This is a genomic window from Bradyrhizobium sp. Ken01 (assembly GCF_055807355.1).
The window spans coordinates 1-237 of the sequence record NZ_JBVVPC010000298.1 but is presented as its reverse complement, the minus strand read 5'-3'; the positions used below and the strand labels follow the sequence as shown (position 1 = coordinate 237).

General features: G+C 59.9%; 1 pseudogene. It reads right to left on the bottom strand.

The features are described 5' to 3' along the window. Positions 1–237, bottom strand: a pseudogene (locus AC0L3S_RS39725) (transcriptional regulator); the annotation flags it as partial.

The window sequence follows — 237 nt, the reverse complement described above, 5'->3', positions numbered from 1 at the left end:
AGCGCAGCGGTCAGTTGCACGTAGGTGATGCTGTGTGCCGGATTGGCTTGAACGGACTTGTAGGCTGCGCGACAAGCTTCTTCGTAACGCCCGCGCAGCAAATGGCTCATTGCTTGGGCGTCAAACGCGGCCCAAGCCCACGAATCGAACGGGCTAGCCGGATACCCTTCTCGCTCCATTCTATCGCGCGCTCTGCTTCGCCGGCCCATCCGAGAACGACGCTGCCAAGAATGTAAG